The sequence below is a fragment of the Methanocella sp. MCL-LM genome, from assembly GCF_049676595.1.
GTDB lineage: Archaea > Halobacteriota > Methanocellia > Methanocellales > Methanocellaceae > Methanocella_A.
In genome coordinates this window covers 458,789-479,614 of record NZ_CP187259.1, presented here as the reverse complement: position 1 = coordinate 479,614, position 20,826 = coordinate 458,789, and the positions used below count along the sequence as shown (strand labels likewise).

Annotated in this window: 15 protein-coding genes; 3 read left to right on the top strand and 12 right to left on the bottom strand. The window is 59.2% G+C overall.

Annotated features, from left to right (window positions below; all coding sequences use genetic code 11):
• Window positions 1–151: 151 nt before the first annotated feature.
• Window positions 152–2,551, top strand: a complete 2,400-nt coding sequence (locus ACPLPM_RS02430) for a PAS domain S-box protein (protein WP_424358648.1) — start codon at window positions 152–154, stop codon at window positions 2,549–2,551.
• A 167-nt stretch (window positions 2,552–2,718) separates the two neighbouring features.
• Here ACPLPM_RS02430 and ACPLPM_RS02425 read toward each other — a convergent pair whose 3' ends face one another.
• The 8 genes from ACPLPM_RS02425 to ACPLPM_RS02390 form a co-directional block, all read right to left on the bottom strand.
• Complete coding sequence (locus ACPLPM_RS02425; protein WP_424358647.1) at window positions 2,719–4,011, bottom strand: prephenate dehydrogenase/arogenate dehydrogenase family protein; 1,293 nt, start codon at window positions 4,009–4,011, stop codon at window positions 2,719–2,721.
• Window positions 4,001–4,810 carry a shikimate dehydrogenase gene (gene aroE / locus ACPLPM_RS02420; RefSeq protein ID WP_424358646.1) on the bottom strand — a complete coding sequence of 270 codons (810 nt, stop codon included), beginning with the start codon at window positions 4,808–4,810 and terminating at the stop codon, window positions 4,001–4,003. Before aroE ends, ACPLPM_RS02425 begins: the two co-directional genes overlap by 11 nt.
• 265 nt (window positions 4,811–5,075) lie before the next feature.
• The gene (locus ACPLPM_RS02415) at window positions 5,076–5,633 is read right to left on the bottom strand and encodes a thymidylate kinase (RefSeq protein ID WP_424358645.1); all 558 of its coding nucleotides are present in this window, start codon (window positions 5,631–5,633) and stop codon (window positions 5,076–5,078) included.
• Between the two features lie 149 nt (window positions 5,634–5,782).
• Complete coding sequence (locus tag ACPLPM_RS02410; protein WP_424358644.1) at window positions 5,783–6,934, bottom strand: DUF362 domain-containing protein; 1,152 nt, start codon at window positions 6,932–6,934, stop codon at window positions 5,783–5,785.
• A gap of 155 nt (window positions 6,935–7,089) precedes the next feature.
• Entirely contained in the window at window positions 7,090–7,740 is a 651-nt protein-coding gene (locus ACPLPM_RS02405) for a carboxypeptidase-like regulatory domain-containing protein (protein ID WP_424358643.1), read from the bottom strand.
• 100 nt (window positions 7,741–7,840) lie between these two features.
• Entirely contained in the window at window positions 7,841–12,202 is a 4,362-nt protein-coding gene (locus ACPLPM_RS02400; protein ID WP_424358642.1) for a PKD domain-containing protein, read from the bottom strand.
• 300 nt (window positions 12,203–12,502) lie between these two features.
• Entirely contained in the window at window positions 12,503–13,705 is a 1,203-nt protein-coding gene (locus ACPLPM_RS02395; protein WP_424358641.1) for a hypothetical protein, read from the bottom strand.
• 186 nt (window positions 13,706–13,891) lie between these two features.
• Window positions 13,892–14,140, bottom strand: coding sequence for a DUF7123 family protein (locus ACPLPM_RS02390; RefSeq protein ID WP_424358640.1), 249 nt, complete (start codon window positions 14,138–14,140; stop codon window positions 13,892–13,894).
• Between the two features lie 210 nt (window positions 14,141–14,350).
• Here ACPLPM_RS02390 and ACPLPM_RS02385 point away from each other — a divergent pair, with 210 nt between their 5' ends.
• The gene (locus ACPLPM_RS02385; RefSeq protein WP_424358639.1) at window positions 14,351–15,313 is read left to right on the top strand and encodes a protein translocase subunit SecF; all 963 of its coding nucleotides are present in this window, start codon (window positions 14,351–14,353) and stop codon (window positions 15,311–15,313) included.
• Window positions 15,306–16,604, top strand: coding sequence for a preprotein translocase subunit SecD (locus tag ACPLPM_RS02380; protein ID WP_424358638.1), 1,299 nt, complete (start codon window positions 15,306–15,308; stop codon window positions 16,602–16,604). Before ACPLPM_RS02385 ends, ACPLPM_RS02380 begins: the two co-directional genes overlap by 8 nt.
• A 241-nt stretch (window positions 16,605–16,845) precedes the next feature.
• Here the strand turns inward: ACPLPM_RS02380 and ACPLPM_RS02375 are convergent, their stop codons facing one another.
• The 4 genes from ACPLPM_RS02375 to ACPLPM_RS02360 all read right to left on the bottom strand — a co-directional run bounded on the left by ACPLPM_RS02375 (window position 16,846) and on the right by ACPLPM_RS02360 (window position 20,776).
• Window positions 16,846–17,469 carry a YkgJ family cysteine cluster protein gene (locus tag ACPLPM_RS02375; protein ID WP_424358637.1) on the bottom strand — a complete coding sequence of 208 codons (624 nt, stop codon included), beginning with the start codon at window positions 17,467–17,469 and terminating at the stop codon, window positions 16,846–16,848.
• A gap of 823 nt (window positions 17,470–18,292) precedes the next feature.
• Window positions 18,293–18,958: a zinc ribbon domain-containing protein gene (locus ACPLPM_RS02370; protein ID WP_424358636.1), complete on the bottom strand. Its 666-nt coding sequence runs from the start codon at window positions 18,956–18,958 to the stop codon at window positions 18,293–18,295.
• A gap of 19 nt (window positions 18,959–18,977) precedes the next feature.
• On the bottom strand, window positions 18,978–19,319 hold the full coding sequence (locus ACPLPM_RS02365; protein ID WP_424358635.1) for a double zinc ribbon domain-containing protein: 342 nt from the start codon (window positions 19,317–19,319) through the stop codon (window positions 18,978–18,980).
• Between the two features lie 35 nt (window positions 19,320–19,354).
• Window positions 19,355–20,776 carry a hypothetical protein gene (locus tag ACPLPM_RS02360; protein ID WP_424358634.1) on the bottom strand — a complete coding sequence of 474 codons (1,422 nt, stop codon included), beginning with the start codon at window positions 20,774–20,776 and terminating at the stop codon, window positions 19,355–19,357.
• Between the last annotated feature and the right edge of the window lie 50 nt (window positions 20,777–20,826).

Genomic DNA, 20,826 nt, shown 5'->3' with positions numbered 1-20,826 from the left:
TCGCAAGGGTAATCTCCGCAATTTTTCGACGCCCACGCCAGACATCACGCTATACTTTCAGAGTATCATTTTGACGGCAAACGGATAATCTAGCTATGGCGGACAACTGTCGTTAGGACGACAGTTATTGCGCCAGCCGGCCGGTGTGAACATGCGGGCAGATACGCAAGATGAGGCGAGCAGGCGTGTCAGCTCCGACAGGATAGACGAGAAGTCCTGCGTGGAGCTAGTCGAAAGCGTCAATAGCATAGTCCTCCGCTGGAACTCCGATTTTATCATCACCTACATGAACGACTACGGAGAGCGCTTTTTCGGCTACGGGCGGGGAGAGCTGATCGGCCGGAGCGTCATCGGCACCATCGTCCCGCCCACCAGTGGCGAAGACCTGGATATGGTGGAGAATATGCGGAGCATCTTCCGCCACCCTGAGAGGTACGTGAACAACGAGAACGAGAACCTGCGGAAGGACAGGAGTCGTGTATGGGTATCGTGGACCAACCGGGCGGTGATCGACGACGAGGGCCGAGTCGGGGAGATCATATCCATCGGCAACGATATCACCCCGCTGAAGAAGGCCAGGGACGCACTGAAGTACCAGCTGGATAAGACGCAGATGCTCATCGACGCTATACCCGTGCCCGTGTTCTACAAGGACGCCTCTGGCGTTTACACGGGCTGTAACCGGGCTTTCGAGGAGTTCATGGGGCTGAGGCGGGACAGGATCGTGGGTAAGACGGTTTTCGACCTGCTGCCGCAGGCTCTCGCCGATGAGTACCACCGGGCTGACGAGGAGATGCGGGCCAGGCCCGGGACGTATGGCTACGAGAGCATCATGAAGTACGATAGCCGCCCTGAGCGGGACGTCGTCATCACGAAAGCGCCCCTGTACAACGAGGACGGGAGCTTCGGGGGCGTGATAGGCACCTACCAGGACATCACTGAAAGGAAGCGGATGGAAAAGGAGCTGCGCAGGGCAAGGGATGAGCTTGAGACGAGAGTTCTGGAGCGCACCCGGGAACTACGGGAGTCTAACGAGCGGCTCCGGATGGAAATCGGGAAGCAGAGGAAAGCAGAGGAAGCTCTGCGAGATAGCGAGGCCCGGCTCCACAGCATCTTCAGGGCGGCGCCTACCGGTATCGGCCTGACCGTGAACCGCAGGATCGTCGAGGTCAACGCCCGGCTGTGCGAGATGGTAGGCTACGAGCGGGAGGAGCTGATCGGGCAGAGCGCCCGCATCCTGTATCCGACGCAGGAGGAGTACGAATTCGTGGGCCGGGAGAAGTACCGTCAGATCAGCGACAGGGGCACGGGCACCGTCGAGACCAGGTGGTGCCACAAAGACGGGCACTGCCTGGACATACTCCTGAGCTCGACGCCGATCGACCCCGGGAACATCTCTGCCGGAGTCACGTTTACCGCGCTGGACATCACCGAGCGCAAGCGAGCGGAGGAGGCGGTCCGGCAGCTGACCAGGAAGGACGAAGAAGCGTTACGGGTAGCCCACATGGGGCACTGGGAATACGACGTGCGCAGCGGCGTGTTCGTTTTCAATGACCAGTATTACACGCTGCATGGCACGACTGCAAAAGAGGCCGGAGGATACCTGATGCCGGTGGATCAGTTCGTGCGGAAGTACATGGCCCCGGATTACGCGTACATGGTCGGAGAAACGCTAGAAAAGGCAGTGAAGACGACCGATCCCAACTTCGTGTACCAGATGGAAAGCCGCATTCTGCGGGCAGACGGCGAGCCCCGGGACGTGATAGTCTGGTTCCGCGCCGAGAAGGATACCACCGGCAGGACCGTCAAGCTGTACGGGGTGAACCAGGACATCACCGAGCGCAAGCGGGCAGAAAGAGCGCTGGAGCACGCCAAGGCACAGGCAGAGCTGTACGTGGACCTGATGGGCCACGACATAAGCAACATGAACCAGGCCATCATGGGGTTCCTGGAGCTGGCCGAGCTGGCCATCCCTATGGAGCCCGGGCAGAGGGAGCTGATCGAGAAGCCCATCGAGATCGTCAACCATACCGCCCGGATGATCGACAACGTCCGAAAGCTGGAGCGAATCCACCAGGGAAAGTACGTGGAGAAAGAGATAGACATGTGCGCGCTCATCAGCAGTGTCGTGGACGAGTTCTGCACGGTAAAAGACAGGCCTGTGACGCTCAACTCCTGCGTCCCTGAGTCGTGCCGGGTCATCGCGGACGACATCCTCAGGGACGTTTTCAGCAATATCGTGGACAACGCCATCAGGCACACGAGCGGCGCGGTCACCATCGACATATCCGTAGAGCCGCTGATCTCAGGTGGCCGGAGGTACTACCGGACCTCGATCTCTGACAACGGGCCGGGCATACCCGACGAGCAAAAGCGCCGGGTCTTCACCTTCATGCAGGGGCACCAGGCAAAACCCGGGCGCAGAGGCCTCGGGCTGTGCCTGGTGAAGACCCTGGTCGAGCACTTCAACGGCCAGGTATGGGTGGAAAACCGGGTGCCGGAGAACTACCGGCAGGGCGCCAAGTTCGTGGTGGAGTTGCCCGCGGCTTAAAAATGTCACGCTATCGTAACGCCCGTCCCCGGAAGACTCGGTTTTAAATCGCAAAGGCGCAAAGGCGCAAAGGCGCCAAGTTTTTCCTGTTATTCCTTTGCGTCTTTGCGCCTTTGCGCCTTTGCGATTTAAGAACAAGGCGACCAGTCGCCGAAAATTTTCTGTGCTTATTTTACCTCGTACCCGAGACCCCAAATAGTAGCCAGCACCCGCTGCAGGGTGTCCTCGGATCTTTCGGGACGGACGTCTACGGTGAGCCGGTACACCACGTGGTCGGGACTCATGGCGTTGTGGGTTTCGTGGCTGACGCCGGTGACGCCGTCGATCCGGGAGAGCACCCAGCCCAGCACCCTCGCGTCGGCGCCGATGGGCAGCTTTACGAGGATATCCCGGCCGATCGCCGGCGATCCGTCTTTGAGGCTGCTCAGCCCTTCCGGGCCCAGCAGGGAAACGGCATCGTAGCGCAGCACCAGCGTTTCGGAGGGCGTCTCGAGGGTGAAGTCCTCCCTGCGGACGTCTTTGATCACGCCGTAGATCTTCCGCCCTCCCGGGAGGACGAAGGCACGCTCGAGGCCGGCGGACTTTTTGATCACGGCCGGCTCGCCCTGCTCGATGCGGATGATACGCTCCGACCGGGTCCTGGAGCCTTCCAGGTCTCCGTAATGATGGGCGGCCGCCGAGAACGCGTCGCGGAAGGCCTGGAGGTCTCCCTTTTCAACCGTGGCTGCAAGCTCCGAGCAGGCTTCGATGAACGCCCTTCGGACCGGCGCCACGTCCGGGCCCGACTGGATGAGCGCATACAGCTCGGGATTCTGGGAGAGCACCCGGCCCGCTATGGTCTCGGTGATCCCGTAAACCGGAGTACGGTAAGCTTCCAGGTCCCGGAGATCGATGCCCAGGCGCTGGATTGCCCTGCCCCAGCCGAGGTACAAAAAGTGGGTGAGGCCCTGGACGATGGCCATCCTGCGATCGTGCTCCTCCGGGGTGGAGACCTCGACGCTGGCGCCGGCAGTCTCGAACACGTCCCGGATGATCGGCAGCCACCGGCCCGATCTGCCGGTGGGCACCACCACGATAGTCCGGCCTTCCAGCGTTTCCAGCCCGGGGCCGAAGAGGGGGTGGGCGCCGAGGACCTCGACGCTCTCGGAGGCGTGCCTGAGCATCGCCTCCACCGGCCCTTTTTTCAGGGACGAAAGGTCCATCAGCAGCGAGCCGGGCTTCATCTTCGGGCCGGCCTGCGCCGCCATAGCTTCGACTGCGTCGATGGGTACCGAGAGGATGACCACGTCGAACAGGCCTGCATCTTCGATACTGGCGACGCCTGCACCCATGGCCTCCGCCACCGGCCGGACGTCCCTCCGGGAGCTGATGCAGACCTCGAAGCCGGCATGCTTCAGCAGGCGGGCGCACCACCGCCCCATGTCACCGCCGCCCCCGACTACCAGCGCTTTAAAGGGCATCCCTGGCGCTCCGCTCCATAATGTCCACCGGGGGCTTGACACCCGTCCATATCTCGAAGGACCTGGCGCCCTGTCTCGCCAGCATCGAGAGGCCATCGACGGTCCGGGCGCCGGCAGCCCGGGCTTCCCGGAGCAAGGGGGTCTCCAGCGGCTTGTAGACCAGGTCAAACACAGTCTGGCTGCGGTCGAGCATGTCCCTTGTCACCATGGGCTTGTCTTCCCAGCCCATGCCCACCGGGGTGGTGTTGATGATGACGTCCACGGCTCTCACCTTTTCTCCCAGGCTGTCCAGGCTGGTGCCGAAGACGGAGCCGAAGCTGCGCATGTAGGCGGCCAGGTCCGCTGCCTTCGCGGTAGTGCGGTTGGCGATGGTCACCGTAGCCCCGGCCTTAGCCAGCCCGTAGACCACCGCCCTCGCAGCCCCGCCCGCGCCCAGCACCAGCACGCCCTTGTTATCGAGCTCCACTCCGCTGTCCCGCAGGGCATCGATCGCCCCGGCAGCGTCGGTGTTGAAGGCCTTCATCTGCCTGAAGTCCAGGGTGTTGGCGGCGCCGATCTCCAGCGCGGTACGGTCCGGCTCGATGATCCTGATGGCCGCCTCCTTGTGGGGGATGGTCACGTTCAGGCCCCCGAAGCCCAGGTGCCTCGCCCCCAGGATAGCGTCCTGCAGGTGCTCGCCCTTCACCTCGAACTTGTGGTAAGCGCAGTCCATGTCCAGCGCCTTGAACGCAGCGTTGTGCATCACAGGGGAAAGACTGTGCTCGACCGGGTATCCGACGACGCCGTAGATAGTCATCATATGCTTAAAGGTTAGGGTTGAAGGCTGATAAATGTGATGATAAAAAAGGCCGGGCTGCACGCTTTTTAGGCTGGAAAGGAGTAGAAAGGCAAGCGCAGTGCCCGGCCCCGGGAGGCCTCGGTGTTAAATCGCAAAGACGCAAGGGCGCAAGGGCGCAAAGAATTATCTGAAAAATCTTTGCGTCCTTGCGTCTTTGGGCCGACGCGACCGAAGGGTGGAATCCTTGCATATTGCGAACTAAGAACAAGGCGGCCTGGCGCCGAACTCATCGCTGCAGCCCGTCAAGGATGCGCTGGAAGACCTGCTCTGGCGGCCCGTTGCCGTCGACGACTTTCCAGTCTTTTGTAATAAGCATGGCTCTCCCGCGCACTTTTTCCATGTGGGGCAGGGTCTCGAACATCTCCTCTGCTTCGCCCCGGGCCTTGACTCTGCGCAGCGCCTCTTCGGGGGCGACGTCTAAAAAGAACATCTCGTCCGAGGTGGGCAGCAGTCTGCTGACGATAGCGTAGACAGGCCTGATGATCGGCCGGGGCAGGTAGGCGGAGGCCATGATGTACCGGACGAAGATCACGGTATTGTCCTTTTTGCAGTAGAGCAGGATCGACCGGATGACGTCGAAGCCATAGAACAGAGTGGCGACCATGCGCATGAGCTGGCCTTGCCGCATCAGCGCCTTTTTGGAGATCCTGCCGAGGCGGTTGTCCTGTGCAGGGTGAGCCCGGATGATAACGCCATTGCCGTTCCTGGAAAAGTACTCTTTTAGCAGCCTGGCCTGGGTATCCTTGCCCGAGCCGTCCAGCCCGTCGATGACGATGAAGCGCATTTGTGCCACCTAAACTACTTTATGACGATTATCTCTGTTACGCTGGTTAGTCTTTGCAGGTTGGTTATAGGTTAGTAGCTTTTTATTTAATGGTAGCACTCGCCGAAGGCGCTACTTACACCGGATAGTTAAACTATGCGCCGAAGGCGCTACTTCCGCTCAATTGCTAAAGCCCCGTCCGGGCATATCTCCACGCAGATGAAGCACTTGATGCACTTGTCCCCCATGATGGGGCGGCTGCCGGATAGTGTGATGTTTTTGACGGGACAGGCGCTGGTGCACAGGCCGCAGCGTTTGCAGGCCCCGGCCACGACGATGTTCGTCGGGTCGGCGCGGTCCATTTCCTGGCGGGCGTCTTTTAAGGTGACCACGTCGTCGCCGTACATGCGCCTCACGAGAGGGTGGGAGATGCGGTTAAAGCGCTCGCTGGACCAGGCGTTCTGGGCGTAGGGCAGGATGCGGCCCAGGGGCGATCTCTTTATGCGGAGGGTGGCGCCCCGGGCGTTGCCGATGGTCTGGGGGTTCAGGGTGCCGAGGCCCCGGCCTGCCGCCAGGCGGACCATCTCGACCGCCTCCGGGTCTACCCGGATCATCCTCGCCGCAGTGGCATCCAGCGCCACCGCGTCCCGGCTGACGGCCATCATGTTGAGCTTTGTGACCGACCGGGCCGCGGTAGGCCCGTAATATGGTCCCGAAGGCCTGACGGACTGGGCTATGTAAGTCGCATCTAAGACGTTGAGCACTACTTTGGGGCGGAGGAACTCGTACAAATCAACCAGCGGCTCGTCCAGCCCGAGCACGTGGACCAGGGGCCGGAAGTCGGGCTCGACCAGGCCGAACAGGTTCTTCATGGCCCCGGAGACGTGAGTGAAGAAGTGGTGCTTGAGCACGGGCACGTTGATGATGTAGTCGGCCTCGATGGCGGGCCTGGCGATCCGGACCTTCTTCAGGACTCCGGCTTCCTGGAGCTGGATTTCCACGTGGTTGTTCCGCCAGTCGACCAGCTCTCCGCCCGCCTTCTCGATGGCCCTGATGCCGGTCTCGTCGAAGACCGTTTCCGCATCCCACCCGAGGATGGGCAGGTCGCCCACGATCGGCTTCGCGCCCTTGGCCGCCACCATCTCGACCACCGCCTTGACGACTTCCACGTTGGTGACCAGGCCGCTGCCGGAGGGGCGGGCACAGCTAAGATTAGGTTTTATGAGTACGGTGCCGCTTAGGTCCAGGCCGCCGATGAGCTCCAGCGCGTCCTTGAGAGCTCTGGCCGGGTCGGCGTTTTTAACGAGAGAAACGATCGTCATGGGTGATCAGCGTTAAGCTACCTGCTTATTTAACGACGGGGAGATTATAAAATCCTTCGGTAACACGAAAAGAGAGGGTGCCCGGATTAGCTTCGCAGGTAAGCCAGGAAACGGCAATATAATGGTAAGGCGGGGCCCAAGGGCCCCGTGCCAGTTTACTTTCTGGCCCTCTTGCCCAGGTAGTACCCGGTAGTGCCGGCCGCGATCATCAGCAGGAGCACTAATAAGTAGGGCAGCGCCTGGCCGAACCAGCCGGGCAGGCCAGGTCCAGGCGCCGGAGCAGCCGTCGCGGTCTGATCAGGTGCCGGGTGTACGATCTGGCTCGGCTCCGGTGTCGCCGTGACGTTAGTGCCTGCCGAAGGTAAGGTCGTATTCACCGGCGCGTTCGCGGACGTGTTGCCGGTCATGTTTTTGGTCAGGTTTGTGGCCACGGTCGGTATTATAGTGGGCACTGTCACCCCGGAGGTCCCTCCGCCGCCCGACGGAGCCGAAGTAGGGGCAGGTGTCGGGGCAGGGGTAGCGGTGGGGGTGGCGGTCGGAGCCGGCGTCGGAGTCGGGGTGGCAGTGGAGTACGTTATGGCAAAGTCCGCTGTGGCGCTGCCCTGCATGTTCTGGGTGACAGAGCTGGACTGCTGGTGGCCATCGTAGCTGGCGGTCACGGTGATGCCCGAACCGTTCGCAACGGAGGGGGACAGCTGGTAGAAACCGCTGCCGTCCGTGGTGGTGTGCGAGTTGCCTGCCGAGACGCTGGCTCCTTGAACGGCCTGGCCGTTGACTGTCACGTGCCCGGAGATGAAGAGGGGCACCGATTGAGCATAAGCTGCCGACGTTAAGAGTATGGCACAAATTATCAATGCTGGTAGAACTGCTGCCAGCCTAAATATGGTATTTTTCATTGTTTTCACCTTAATCGTGTAATGTTTCGAAGTACAGTGTCTGCGATGTCGCCGAATCAGTGTACACGAAGTAGCTCGTGCCATGATCCATGGGGAAGTTGTACGAGTCGAGGCTGATACCCTCGGCGTACGCGTCGTAGTCGCCGGTGGTGGCGTTGAACTTTGCCACGATCTGCCGGCCGGTGAGCGAAGGCTCTTCAACGACGGATTTAGCGTCCGAACTGGTCAGGGAGCTCCAGCCCACGAGGTTCCACCCGGGATAGAGCGTCGTACTCCGCCGGGAGGGAGTCTCACCCAGGACCTCGATGGACGTGTCCCGGGTACAGTACAGGAAGTAGCCGACGTCGGTCCTCAGGGTTATATCGTAGGTCAGCGGGCTGACCTGGGTGTTGAACGAGTCGTAATCTCCCGTGGTCCGGTTGTACGAGGCCACGATCAATACCCCGGATTCCTGGAGGCTGCTTGCCTGGAGAGATGTATTCACCACGGGGAACGAGACGAGGTTCCAGCCCTGCCTCAGGCTGAGCGTATATGACGTCGGCTCTTCTTCGGGCCCCCGCACCTCGATCTGGGTGCTGTTGCCCGCTGTGGCGCCTGTGCTGTTCGTGACGGCCAGCCTGACCGTATACTGGCCCGGAGTAGTGTACGTGTGGGCAGGGTTCTGTTCCGTGCTGTTCGGGCTGCCGTCTCCGAAGTTCCACTGCCACGAAGCAGGAGAGCCCGAGCTCGTGTCAGTGAAGTTCACGGTGAGCGGGGCGTCGCCGCTGATCCTGTCCGCCGTGAAGCCGGCTACCAGGGCTTCGGGGGCGTTCACAGTGACATATCCGGCGCGGTACACGGTACTGGTGCCGTTCGCGTTGATGGCCGTCAATGTCACCGCATAGGTGCCTGCGCTGACATACTGATGCACAGGGCTCTGCTCGGTACTATTAGGAGTGCCGTCCCCGAAGTCCCACTCCCACGAGGACGCGTAGCCAGTAGAGGCGTCGGTAAACTGGACATCGAGCGGAGCCAGGCCAACGGTCGGATTACCGCTGAAGTCAGCAACAGGCAGCGTCGGAGCCACCACGGTAACATAATTACTTCTCTGGACGGTGCTGGTGCCGTTCGCGTTGATGGCCGTCAGCGTCACCGTATAGGTGCCTGCGCTGGCATACACGTGGGCAGGGTTTTGCTCCGTGGAGTTGGCAGAGCCGAAGGCAGAATCGCCGAAGTCCCACTGCCACGAGGACGCGTGGCCTGTCGAGCTATCTGCGAAGGTGACAGCGAGCGGGGCCAACCCGGTCGTCGGAGCGCCGGAGAACGAGGCTACCGGCTGGACCGGCGCCACCACAAGCACATCGGTGGCCGAGAACACCGGGCCCGGATGGAAAACCCGTAAGCGGTTATTTCCGCTGTCCGTTACGTATATACGGCCGCTGCCGGTGGCCGCCACGCCCGAGGGGGCGTTAAAGCGGCTGTCGTCGCTCCCTGCGCTGCCGGTCGTGCCCATAGTGGAAAGATATGCGCCGGCAGCATCGAAGACCTGTACCCGATTGTTGGCTTTCTCGACCACGTAGACGTTGCCGCTGCCGTCCAACGCTATGCCGGCGGGGTCCGCGAAGTGGCTGTCGTCGCTCCCGGAAACGCCGGTCGTGCCCATCGTCATCACGTAAGCGCCGGCCGGATCGAACACCTGCACCCGCCGGTTATAATTGTCAGATACGTAGAGATTGTCGTCCGCATCTATCGCAATGTCTACCGGGTAGTTGAAGTGGCCGTTATCTGCCCCAGCGGTGCCGGTGACGCCGAGGGTGCGGAGGTAAGCGCCGGCCGGATCGAACACCTGCACGCGATGGTTGAAAGTGTCAGCTACGTAGAGGTAGCCGCTGCCGTTCACTGCCACTGCGTAAGGATTCGTAAAGGCATCGTTTCCGGTTCCGGAGACGCCCGTCGTCCCGACGGTCTTCACGTAAGCGCCGGCCGGATCGAACACCTGCACGCGGTAGTTATAAACGTCTGCGACGTACAGGTAGCCGCTGCCGTTCACCGCGAGCCCCCGCGGGCCGTTAAAGTGGCTGTTGTCGCTGCCGGTGCTTCCGGTAGTGCCGAGAGTTCTGACATAAGCGCCGGCCTGATCAAAGACCTGTACCCGCTGGTTGCCGAAGTCGGATACGTACACGTTCCCGAAGCCGTCTACCTCGGCGCAGTACGGATAATCGAAGTGGCTGTTGTCGGTTCCGGCAATCCCTGTTACACCCCAGGTTTCGTTGTCGACGCTGACCTTCACCGTGTACTGCCCATCGGGCACGCTCGTGCCGTCGAGATATGTGCCGCCCCAGGTCTCGCTGTGATGCCCTGCGGCCTGGGCGCCGTTGTACTTGCTCCACACAGCCTGGTCGAGGGAATCGGTGACCGTGATCAGAGCGTTACCCCCGCGGATGTTAGTGAGCGTATACGAGATGTCTACTCTGGTGTCCGGGCCCTCGTACACCTGGGCGGCGCTGGCTGAGACGGCAGGTACGACCGGGGTGCCTGCGGTCACGTAAGCCGGCCTCTGCAGAGTACTGCTGCCGTTCGCGTTGATAGCGGTCAACGTCACCGCGTAGGAGCCTGCGCTTGCGTACTGATGCAGGGGACTCTGCTCGGTACTATTAGAAGAGCCGTCGCCGAAGTTCCACTGCCACGAGGAAGCGTAGCCAGTAGAGGCGTCGGTGAACTGCACGTTTAACGGAGCCAGGCCAACGGTCGGGTTAGCCGAGAAGTCCGCTACAGGCAGCGTCGGAGCGATCGCTGTCACATACCCGGCTCGGTGCAGTGTACTCGAGCCGTTCGCGTTGATGGCGGTCAAAGTCACAGTATAGGTGCCAGGAGCGCTGAACGTGTGCTCGGGATTCTGGGAGGTGCTGTTCGGGCTGCCGTCGCCGAAGTTCCACTGCCATGAGGAAGCGTACCCGGTAGAAGCATCAGTAAACTGGACATCGAGCGGAGCCAGGCCACTGGTCTTGTCAGCCGAGAAATCGGCCACAGGCAGCGTCGGAGCGATCACGTTTACATATACTGGCCTCTCCAGAGTACTGCTGCCGTTCGCGTTGATGGCCGTCAGCGTCACCGTATAGGTGCCTGGGCTGACATACTGATGAAGGGGACTCTGCGAGGTGCTGTTCGGGCTGCCGTCGCCGAAGTTCCACTGCCACGAAGAAGCGTAGCCAGTAGAGGCGTCGGTGAACTGCACGTTTAACGGAGCCAGGCCAACGGTCGGGTTAGCCGAGAAATCGGCCGCCGGAAGAGTGGGAGCTATCGTCGTGATATAGTTGCTCTTCTGCATCGTACTGGTGCCGTTCGCGTTGATGGCGGTCAAAGTCACAGTATAGGTGCCAGGAGCACTGAACGTATGAGCGGGATTCTGCGAGGTACTGTTCTCGGAGCCGTCGCCGAAGTTCCACTGCCACGAGGATGCATAGCCAGTGCTGGCATCGGTGAACTGGACACTCAGGGGTGTTATACCGCTGGTCTTGTCGGCCGAGAAGTAGGCCACAGGCAGTGTCGGGGGTGCAGAAGACTCGACAGTTACGGTATACTTCCGCAGCCCGGTGTTGTCGAGGACATAGAGATTGTTCGAAGAATCGAAAGCCAGACCTTTTGGACCGTTAAGCCCCTCATTTAAGGTCAGGTGTCGCTCATCAGGGGTAATGACGTGGATTTGCCCCGTAGCCGAGTCAGCAACGAAGATGTGGCCGGCAGGATGGACGGCTATGCCGGCGGGAGAGGACAGCTCGCTTAAGATGGTGCTGGTCGACCCCCCGGGAGTGATCCTGGAAACGGTGTCGCCACCAGAGTTCGTGACGTAGACGTTGCTGGCCGGATCGACCGCGATTCCGTAGGGGTTGAGGAATCCGCTGCCGATGGTCTCTTTTGTTTCGACACCGGTGATCTTGTATACGACATTGCTGGAGTAGTCGGTGACGTAGACGTTGCCAGCACTGTCGAGCGCCACGGAGGTAGGATCCCAGATTTCACTGGCGTATACCGTCTCATCAGTTCCCGACGGGTCCACCCGGTAGACCGCAAAATCGGACCAGCCTGCAACGTAGAGGTTGCCAGCCGCATCGACGGCCACTCCCTGCGGCGTCAGGATGTCGGTGATCAAGTGGACAGGAGCGCTGCTTCCGGTCATCTTGAAGACAATACTCTGTTCGGAATCCACGAAATAGACGTTGTCGTCTTGATCTATGGCAAGCCCCATGGGGTGTGCTGCCCCGAGAAACGCGTTGTTCCAGCTGTTCTCCAGGTTGAGGGAGACGTCGCCAGGACTGGCGAGCGCCGCTGGCGCAGATATGCTGAACACGCCCATAAGCAGCCAGCTGATGGCCAGCAGATTACTTATTCGCATGATTGTTTTACTTCCCAAAATATGCCCGCCCCATCGTGGAGCCGGTCTAGAACTACCTGGTTTTTCCAACATCTCGATCTCCTCAGACGAACCTGTTGTTTGTCGGCGATTACTGAGTTAGCAAAGGTTGGTAAAGATGTTATATAAAATATTTCGATTATTTTAGAAAATATTCGAATGTAATTTCAGAAATGAACTTCCGACAACCACGTCTTGCAGTCGCTTGTACAGTAAGTAAGATGGTAAATTTGGTATTAGTAAAAAATGTAAAAATAACAGGATTTTCTACCGGTTTTTTAATCAGCGGTTGATAGAGTTGATCATGTCCCCGTAGATACCGGCGTCCATCAGGTTCGACGGCACCAGCCCCCAGCAGTACAGGTACCCGAGGACGATGATCAGGGGGAAGACCAGCATGAACTCTTTCCTCGAGATGATGTCGTCGAACGCGAGGATGAGGGCGAAAGGCGCGGCCGGGAGGAGGTACCGGCTGATGTCAGGGTGGCCGATGAACATGATAGCCCCTACGAAGAAGGCGGAGTAGAAGAACAGTTCCTTGTGTTTCCACAGCCTCAGCGTGCCCAGGATGTACAGGACGTAGATCGCTATGAACAGCTCCATATTGTTCGTGTTGCCCGGGAGCACGTTGGTCAGGAACATGGGCAGGGGCACTGGCACCGGCACGCTCCAGGACAGGTACGGGAGGGCTATGTGGGCGATGCTGACGAACGAGCCGTTGTATTTAAAATAGGCAAAGAAGTCCCCATAGATGACCTGATAGTTGAGGAAGTTCGCGACCAGAAACGCCGGGATGAGCAGAGTTAGCGGGAGGTAACGGTATTTGCGCTGCGAGATCAGCGTGACAGCGTACGACACGAAGAGCAGTATGCCGAAAATCCGGGTCGCGCTGGCCAGCCCCGCGAGCAGGAACGCCAGGACGTAGCTGTCCTTTTTGTAGCAGTAGAGCGAGGCGACGACCAGAAGGATGAACACTGGCTCGGTGGCTCCCACGCTGTGGTAGAGCAGCCACCGGCACGGGAAGAAGATGAAGACGATCGAAGCCCAGAAGGGGTTGACGGAGTACTTGAATTCTTTTACCAGGTAGTAGAAGATCACCGTGGCGAGCGTGGAAGCCGCCGCGGAGACGAACAGCATGGACCAGTCGTACCCGAGGAAAGAGAATGCCCTGATCAGCAGCGGGAAGACCACCAGGTGGCAGGCATAGTAGAAGTCGGGTAGGGGCATTGCGTGCAGAGGTGAGTCGGCCGGGATAGAATAGAGCGTGGCGGCCACGTACATATACATAGGCCCGTCCAGGTAGCGGCAGATCGTGCGCATGTCGCCCAGGAAAGGTGCCCATACGAGCAGGATGGAAAGCACGTTCAGGCCGGCGAGCGCGAAAGGCCTCCAGTCAAGGTACTCGAAACTGAACCGCGTTCGCTCCTTCGCTTTCCCGATCACTACTTCGTCCACAGCTGTGACCTCGAAGGCTACGATAGGCACAGGGACTAAATATACTTACCGGGCTGCCGATCGGGCGGCGCACCGGCGGACGCCATGCTCGCCGGGTCTGTGAAGAAATAGGAGAAAAGAGTGAAAAAAGACGTTCGGGAAATTGTATCAGACGACCTCAGTCGTCTGCCGACGACCTCAGTCGTCTGCCGATGGCCTGAGTCGTCTGCCTACGACTTAAGCCGTATGCTCGACGCTCCAGGTGGTGCTCTTGGAGTAGCTCCACTTCTCGATCCGCAGGTCCTGGCACTCGTCCGACAGGATCTTCATGTTGGTGCCCACCTCTTTGGGGCTCATGCCCAGGTCCCGGGCGATGTACTTGGACTTGAAGAAGCGCTTGCCTTCCTTGATGCCGTTCTTGAGGTACTCAATGATGGCTTCCTGGCTGTGGTTATACTGATCCTTCAGCGTTATTTTCTTCAACATAATATACTTCCCCTCTGAATACACTATATGCACCATCAAGTATTTAAAGACTTCGGCTCTCGCAACATTTTTTCAACTTTCCTTAAGCTGTAAGGAATTATCATATCCCGTGATATTTAAATTACTAGGATTAATTGGAAGCCTGTCCAGGGCGCGACAGTCGCACAAAAGCTTTTTCAAGCACTAACGTGTAAGAGATAGATGATTTAGATGAAGGCGGATAACATAAACAAGCCTAAGGCCCCCGCGCAGAAAAAGGAGGACGAGGAGTTCTCCCCGCCGCCAACGGGGCTGTTATCGAAGCTTCGATTCCCGGAGCTTCCCTTAAAGCAGGCGATTGGCCTGCCAGTGGCTATCCTGTTAGTATCATTACTCATCATCGGATACACGTTCGCGACGACCGGAAGCCCGCTCCACCTGGGGCTGGATTTCAAAGGCGGCACGCTGATCACGATCAAGACCGACAAGTCTGACGAACAGCTGCAAACCGAGTTCGCGAAGTACCCGCTCAAGCTGATCACCACGGGCAACGCCGGGACTAAGTCCATGCAGTTCGCCACTATGGACAGCAACCAGCTGCGAGAGCTGACCGGATATGTGAACGCGAACTATAACAACCCGCCGATCGAGCAGGTTGGCGGAGTCTTCAGCGAGGCTAACCAGAGCCAGGCAGTCCTGGCCGTGCTGGTGGCCTTCGTTGGCATGGCGATCACCGTGTTCGTCATCTTCCGGAACATTGTGCCTTCCGTGGCGATCATCGCTGCGGCCTTCTCGGACATCATGTTCGCGGTAGCCATGATGAACCTATTCCACGTCGAGCTGACGTTCGGCACTTTTGCCGCGCTGCTCATGCTCATCGGCTACTCGGTGGACACGGATATTCTCCTGACCACCAAGGTGCTGGGCGAGAGGAAATATATTGACAAGAAGATCAGCTCGTGCAGGGTGACAGGGCTGACGATGACGATCACGGCCATCATCGCCTTCATCATACTATATATCTTCTCGACTTTCTCGTACCTGGTCGGCTTCGCCCCTATTCCGATGCTGTCAGCCATCGCTATAGTCATGATCTTCGGGCTGCTCGCCGACATCATCAACACCTGGCTCTTTAACGCAGGGCTGCTCAAATGGTACATGGAATCTCCTGCCGGGAGGGCGAAATATGGCTGAGAAAGGCGAAAACATCTGGGTGAAGATCCTCACCGACTACAGGGTCATCGCGTTGATCATATGCCTGCTGCTGTCGGCCATCTTCATCGGGCCGACCATCTCTAACGGCCAGCTCGTCACGAACCTCAAGTTCGGGCTGGACTTCGAGGGCGGCTCCCAGCTCAAGCTGAAACTGATCAACCAGAGCGGCAGCAACAACACCATCACCGACGAGCAGCTCGAGCTGACCAAGGGCATCATGGAGACCAAGGTCAACGCCTTCGGCCTCAAGAACATCCCCATCGCCACGGTGCGGGACGGGGATAACAACGCCTACATGCTCATCGACTTCGCCGGCATAAATTACAGCGAAGCCATGGAAATATTGGGCACCCCCGGCCAGTTCGAGATGCGGATCCAGACCGGGCCCGGCAACGAGTCCGAGCACATCCTCTACGGTGACAGCGTGCTGGGCGTGTCCGTGATCAGCCAGACCGACGGATCGCACGGCGTATCGTTCTCGCTCAAGCCCGAAGGAGCTCAGAAGTTCCACGACGTGGCCAGCAAGTACGACATTCTGAGGGACCCGAACAACCACCAGGTCATGATGCTGCTCGACGGTAAAGAGTTCCACCGGGCACCCATCGCCCCGAGCCTGGCCCAGACCCTGCTGGCAGGCCCGGTCGACCAGGCGGTAGCGTCTACCGGCACCGGCGAGGAAGGCATCGAAGAAGCCAAGAAGGTCTACGTCCACATGAGCGCCGGCGCGCTGCCCTTCGGAGTCGAAGTCGTCAGCTCCGGCCAGGTGCCCGCAGAGCAGGGCGCCCAGTTCAAGACCATGGCCATCATCGCCATGGTACTGGCCCAGCTGGCCATCGGCGCCATCATGTACATCCGGTACAGGGAGCCGAGGATCATCGTCCCGATGTTCCTGACCTCGCTGTTCGAAGTCTTCATCCTGCTCGGCTTCGCAACTATGCCCTTCGTCCGGTGGGAGATCGACCTGCCCTCCGTGGCTGCCATCATCGCGGTCATCGGTACCGGCATCGACCAGCTGATCATCATCACCGACGAAGTGATGACCACCGGCAGAGCCCCGACCACTAAGAAGATCCTGCAGAAGATGACCCAGGCGTTCAAGATCATCTTCGCCTCCGCAGCGACCGTCGTAGTGGCCATGATCCCGCTGTACTTCATGGGCTTCGGAGCCCTCAGAGGCTTCGCCCTGACGACCATCGTCGGCGTGGCCATAGGGATATTAATCACCCGGCCCGCGTACGGCAAGATCATCAGCGAGATCCTGAATAAATAAGATCGGCTGTGCGTACTTTCGGAAGACAGGAGCCTGTAGCATAATACAGGCTTCCACTTTTTTAAAAACATGGCTCTCTCGCCTCGGTGATAGCAGAGGCCACACGTGAAGACGTTTCTAAGAGTAGTCAAATCACTTAGATTTTACATTAGACCTTTTTCACGCTACAGAAAGAAGTTTAGTTTCGCATGTAGGCAACCTTATGAGTCATCGCCTAGGTTCCTGGCGCGAAGAGAGTAGCTTAGGCCTGAGACCCCTTCAGATCTTTCAGACCCGGGCAGAAGTCGTACTCCAGTAATTTAGGGTCGGTGAACTTACCTATGTAATAGGGGAACTTGTCGCACACCCGGGGCTTGGTGTCGTGGATGATGCAGCAGTTGCTTTCCACGGAGAAGAAGATGCACCGGTTGTCTTCCCTTGCAGTATATACGGCGCTCTCCACGAGGTCCGTAACGTACAGCACCTGGGTGACGTGGCGCCTGACATTTTCGTCGAGTTCCTGGCCTTCCAGGACGGCCGCGGCGTTGGCCCGGGCTTTGGCGATGGATTCTTTGCCCCATATGGCCATCAGCGGGGTCTTAGTGCGGTCTACTACGACCTGCCCGAGGATGTCCCACCGCTTCTGGATTACCCAGCGCACCACGTCCGCGTGGCAGACGGGGATAAATCTGACCGTGGCACAGCAGGCTCCGCACCGCCGGCACTCGAACCGGCTCGCCTCTACGGCTTCCCCCTCTTTGAGGAGGCGTACCTGATCCGGGTACAGCTCGTAGATCCTGCGCAGCTGATCTAAGTCGTCTTCGCAGGCGGCCGCGTATATGCCGGGGTTCTGCCTGAAAAATTCCTCGATTTCTGCATGAGACAATTTACCACCGTCACTTAGCGCTTCGTTACAAATTACTCCGTTAACATATTAGCTTTACGCTTGCGTTGCAGTACATTAAAACAAGGAATAATTACGGCCCGATAGCCGGATGGAAGATAAATTGCCGGGCAAACGCTGGATTAAGGTGGGCAAAATGCCGTATGTGATGACAATACTAACGCTGTGCGTTTCTTGTTGTTCATATGGCGTGAGACAGCTATACGAACGCTGCGCTGTGCGTTTCTGATTACTCTGATGACGTGAGACAGCTATACGAACGCTGCGCTGTGCCAGGATCACAGATTACGACAGATTGCACGGATTTCACAGATACGATTCGGTAAGAGGGGAAATGGTTTACCCGATATATAACTGATCTATTAGCTATCTGTGCAATCTGAGCAATCTGTTAGAATCTGTGATCTGGCACAGCGCAGCGTTAGTCCACGTTCACGAGCACAGAGACAACATATTATCGAGTACCGGAGTAATCAGAAGCCGGCACAGCGCAGCGTTAGTCCACGTTCACGAGCACAGAGACAACATATTATCGAGTACCGGAGTAATCAGAAGCCGGCACAGCGCAGCGTTCGTCCACGTTCACGAGCACAGAGACAACATATTATCGAGTACCGGAGTAATCAGAAGCCGGCACAGCGCAGCGTTCGTCCACGTTCACGAGCACAGAGACAACATGGTATGGCAGAAAGATAAAAAGGTATACGGGGGGCCTATGCCTTGCCGGGAGGCTTAGGCTGTCCCGTCCCGTTCTTAGGCCGGGTCCCCATCCTATGTTAGGACAGTGCGATCCGATCTTGTAAAGTTAGCCCATCTTGTTCCCGCACTCGCCGCAGAACCTGGTGCCGAGGGCGACCTTGGCGCCGCATTTCGGGCACTGGTTGAGACCCAGGGGAGCACCGCAGTTGTTGCAGAACTTGCCTTCGCCCGTGGGCTTGCCGCACTGGGGGCAGACGGTGGTCCGGCGCTCGATCTGGCCGCTGAAGACGCTGGCCTGCTGGGCTTTCTCCTCGATCTCGCTCTTCATGCGCTGGGCGCGTGCCTTGGTGACTTCGACGTTCTCCCTCGGGGCGCATTCCACGCACATGCTGTCCTCTTCGTTCCAGTCTGCGTCGCAGACGTAGTTCCGGCAGCTGGGGCAGCGGTGGAAGTGGCCCATGGCCTCGTTCTGGGCGAGCTTGAACGCCTGCTCGTACTCCTTGTGCCATTCGGGGGTCATGCCCTCGTGGCGGCGGTTGATGATGTCGGTGCCGCGCTCGAAGGCATCGCCGATGCGGCTCATGCCGGCCACGTCGGCGGCCAGGCCTATTCCCCGGCCAATGGTGTCGAAAAGCCCCTTTTTCCGGTAGGTTTTCGACTCGATGAACTTAGTCTTGTACCCGTCGCCGCAGAGGTCGCAGTTGAACACGAACTGAAACCCTGCCTCGGTACACAGGTCTTCATAGTTCTTGGTAAAAGCTTGCATTTCCATAATATCCACTCATTTTTTATTACTTCTTGGTAGCGTTGAGCGGTTTCCCGCATTTCACGCAGTTGTCTCCGGTGGGAGGCTGCTCGAACCCGCATTTCGGATTGGGGCACTTGACTTTGAGCGAGCCACCGCAGGCATCGCACTGGGCCCCGAAGAACGTGGGCTTTCCACACTTAGGACAGGTGAGCTGTAACTGTAGTCCGCAGTGGGGGCAGACCTTGAACCCCGGCTCTACCGTGGCCCGGCATTTGGGGCACTTCATGGGCCCGTTCGGATCGGCCCGGGCACAGTACGGGCATACGTTGGAATCCGGGGGCACGAGCTTGCCGCAGTACCTGCACGGTTGCTTATATCCAGCCATAATTGTCTGTTTTATACGCCTAAACTATTAAAACTTTAAGCCTTGGTCCACCTTACACTATCGTCGGCTGTGCCGACGTTGAAGGCCAGCAGCGCGCTCAGGTCCTTCTTCCATTTTTCCTTGCCCGCATGGGCGACCCTGCCGACAAACCGTTCCCGCAGGTATCTCAGTTCAGGCAGCCGCTGTACAGAGTACAGGTACTGCAGGTTGGCCGGCTCCCTGAGCTTCTCGTCCGACAGGAAGATCGGCTCCCGGCGGAAGTTGATGGCGATCATGCAGTCGTTCAGCGTTCGCACCGCCTCCTCCGCGGCCCGGTCGAGGTCAGCCTTGCTCATGCCCGGATAGTCCTTCCTGCTGACGATCCTGAACACGTAGGTCGCCTTGCCGATGGACTTCTGTGCGTCCGCATCCTCCACTTCAGGAACCGGCTCTGCCGGAGCTTCAGTCTCCGCCGCCTCCGGCTCTTCTTCCCCCTCGGGGGTTTCGCCCGGGGTGACGGATACCGCCTCCATGATCAGCGCGTTGCCGGGCTTGCCTCCCTCACCGTAGACGGGGGTCAGGTACCAGACATACTCCACGGTGGGGTCGGCGGGCAGGCCCTTCTTGACGCCGATGCACATGCGATCGGCCTGGCCCACGGTCTTGAGGTGGCTGTATTCGTCGAAGACCCCCGCCGCCTGGAGCTTCTTCTCCATGTCGGGCCAGATCTTGGGCGAAACTGCGTCCAGGTCTTTCTTCATGGCCGCCCGGCCATCCCTGACATAGCGCGACGCTTTCCGCACCATGGCTGGATCAGCCAGCGGCACCAGCTCCTTGAAGGTGGCCTGCGCCTTCAGCGACAGGGCATTCATGGCGTCGCCGAGCGCTTTCTTCAGCGGGTCGAACTCCCGGCCCATCATCGACAGCACCAGCTTCCGGCCCTGCTCGGTGGCCAGCGTCAGCCGGTAGTCCTGATCCTGCACGCCCGAGACGTAGCTGAACGGCAGCCTGAAGGGGTCGGAAGTCTCGGGCAGCACCAGCAGCCCCGTTTCGTACACCCTGACCTCGCAGGGGCCGGAGCGAGAGGCCTGCTCGCCCTCGAAAAACGAGTAAGTGGCCTTGACGTTCTGCTTCAGGACCTTTTCCTGCATGAGCATGTCCTTGAGCAGCACCTCGTTGCGGGCCTTCACCAGCTCCCGGACGAAGTCGTCGAACCGCCTGCCCAGGTTAAAAAACGCCAGCTTCTCCCCGGAGGAGAGCACGATCTCCAGCCGGTAGTCGGCGGCGTTCAGCCCCGTGATCTCCCGCAGCGACAGCAGCAGCGTCTCCCCCAGCTTCGGGAAGACTGACAGGCTCTCCGCGTTAACCATACCGCTCGCCTCTCCGCCAGCCAGCGGCTCTCCCCTCTCGTCGGTCATCGAGTAGTTCAGCTGGGCCTCGATGATCGTCGGCAGCTCCTCACCGTTTTCGTCGGCCATTCCGGGACACATAAGCCTGTTGTACTACTGAAAGAGTATTAAACCTGTTG